General features: G+C 74.9%; 1 protein-coding gene and 2 pseudogenes. 2 read left to right on the plus strand and 1 reads right to left on the minus strand.

Annotated features, from left to right (window positions below):
• A pseudogene (locus tag E1291_RS40940) lies at positions 1 to 535 on the plus strand (ornithine cyclodeaminase family protein); the annotation flags it as partial.
• A gap of 270 nt (positions 536 to 805) precedes the next feature.
• Positions 806 to 1,330 (plus strand): annotated as a pseudogene (locus E1291_RS40945) (response regulator transcription factor); the annotation flags it as partial.
• On the opposite strand, the gene E1291_RS45565 reads toward E1291_RS40945, so the two are convergent.
• A partial coding sequence (locus tag E1291_RS45565; protein ID WP_503108261.1) for an ATP-binding cassette domain-containing protein occupies positions 1,262 to 2,530 on the minus strand: 1,269 nt, incomplete at its 5' end. The pseudogene E1291_RS40945 and the gene E1291_RS45565 overlap by 69 nt on opposite strands.

Here is a 2,530-nt window from a genome sequence, read left to right on the forward strand (position 1 = left end):
CCTGGCGGAGCTGCGGCCGGTGCGCGGGCTGGCCGTCAGCGACCTCGTCGCCGAGCGCGCCGCGTCCTTCGCCGCGCGGCACGGCGAGCGGCTCGGCGTCCCCGCCACGGCCGGGACCGACCCGCGCGAGGCCGTCCGGGACGCCGGGATCGTCGTCGTGGCGACGTGGGCGCGCCGGCCGATCCTGCACGCCGCCGACATCGCCCGCGGAACCCATGTCACCTCGCTCGGCGCCGACGAGCCCGGCAAGGCCGAGCTGGGCGCCGACCTGCTGGAAGGCGCCCGCGTCGTGGTGGACGACGTCGCCCTGGCGGTGGAGATGGGCGTGCTCGCCGGTGCCGGGCTCGACGTCAAGCACGCGGCGGGCACGCTCCGCGACGTCCTGTGCGGGGAGGTGCCCGGCCGGGTGCGGGGCGGGGAGGTCACCGTGTACGCGCCGGTGGGCCTTCCCTGGCAGGACCTGGCGCTGAGCTGGGCGGCCTATGAGGCCGCGCGGGCCTCCGGGTGCGGTTTCGAGTTCGATTTCCTCCGCTGATCCGGCCTAGGGACAGCCGCCCAACGGTATACATGTCATCCGCAAATAGTAAGAATCACACCAAGCTTTGCGTTGACGCCACGAATACTGTTGACTCCACACGGTAGGGACCTTTCTTACTCTTTCGTCAAGGTGACTCCATGCGACTGCCGCGTTGCCCGGACCGGCGTCCGGGCTCGCGCTCCCGGTCGCCGCCCGCGCCTCCGCGCTCGACTGAAGTTCGGTTCTTGCTTCTCGGGCCACTTGGGTGGCGGGCCTTGGGAGACGAAAATGATTCGCATACTTCTCGCGGAGAGAGCGCCCCTGCTGCGCGGCGCCCTCGTCGCCTTCTTCGGGGGGGTGAAGGACCTCGACGTCGTCGGTGCCATCGACTCCGGTGAGCAGGTCCTGCGCACCGCGCTCTACCGCCGGCCCGACGTCGCGCTGATCGACATCGGATTACCCGGCCTGGACGGATTCGCCACGGCCCGGGAGCTCCGCGAGGAGCTGCCCGAGTGCCGCACCGTGCTGATGACCAGCCGGTGCCGGACGGGCGACCTCAGGCGGGCGGCGGCCGCGCGCGCGGCCGGACTGGTGCTCAAGGACACCTCGCCCAGCGAGCTGGTCGACGCGATCCGGCGCGTCGCGACCGGCGAGCGTGTGGTGGACCCGGACCTCGCCTTCAGCGAGCTCGGCTCGGCGGAGAGCCCGCTGACCGAACGTGAGATCGAGGTGCTCTCACTCGCCTCACGTGGCGCGTCGGCGGCGCAGATCGCCGAGGACCTCTTCCTGACGATCGGAACGGTCCGTAACCATCTGTCCCGCATCAACCGCAAGGTCGGTGCCCGGAACCGGATCCACGCCATCAGGATCGCCGAGGAGGCGGGATGGCTGTGAGGGCTCCCGCGCCGGCGTCCCCGCCCGGGGACCCGCCGGCGGATCCGTCCCGTCCGGTGACGCCTCCCAGCGCCCGATGAGGTCGCGGTAGAGAGGCGAGACGGCGGGCAGGTCGTCGTGGCCGCCGAGATGCGCGCGCGTCCCGTCCAGGACCAGGACGCGGCGCGCGCGCACCGCCGAGCTGATCCGGTGCGCGATCACGATCAGCGTGCCGGGCCGGGCCGCGAACGCCTCCTCCGCCCGCGCCTCGGCCGCCGCGTCCAGCCGGTAGGCCGCCTCGTCCAGCACGATGACCGGCGCCGGCGCCAGGTAGGCCCGGCACAGCGCGATCAGCTGCCGCTGCCCCTCCGTCAGCGCCGCCGGATCCACCGTCGCGCCGAACCCGCCGAGGTCCCGGACGAGCCGCGCGGCCCCGACCGCGTCCGCGGCCCGGCCGACCTCGTCGTCGCTCGCGCCGGGCGCCAGGTAGGCGAGGTTGTCGCGGACGGTCCCGGTGAACACGTACGCCTCCTGCGGGATCAGCACCCGGCGCGCCGGGTCGCCCGCGGGCCGCCCCTCCACCAGGACCTCTCCGGAGCCGGGCTCCAGCAGCCCCGCGACCAGTGCCGCCAGCGTCGACTTCCCGATGCCGCTCGGCCCCACCACCGCGAGGTGGTCGCCGCGCGGCACGACGAGGTCGAGTCCGCTGATCACGGCGCGGGCCCCGTCCCCGTAGCCGAAGGTGACACCCCGCAGCTCGACCGCCGGGTGGTCGCCCGGCGCCCGGTCCGCGCCGCCCGTGCCGCCGCCCGTGCCGCAGTCCGTGTTGCCGCCCGCGTCGCCGTCCGGCCGGGACGCCGCCGGGGGCAGAACGCCGAGGTCGCCGGGCGCGCTCGTCTCCTGGACGCGGCCGAGGGTGATCGCCAGCCGCAGCCCGCTGCCGCCCATGCCCTGGACCAGCGTGCGGAGCGCGGGCTGGAGGCCGTGCAGGACGTAGGCGAGTGCGCCGACCACCATGCCCGGGGACGCGCCGCGCCGCATCAGCCAGGGCGCCGCGGCGAGCACCGCCAGCAGCGGCAGCCACCCGCTCACCGCCAGCGCGACCGCGCGCCACGCCGCGAACCGCGCCACCGCGCGGCC

Origin of the sequence: Actinomadura roseirufa (assembly GCF_900659635.1) — a bacterium.
Classification (GTDB): Bacteria; Actinomycetota; Actinomycetes; order Streptosporangiales; family Streptosporangiaceae; genus Spirillospora; species Spirillospora roseirufa.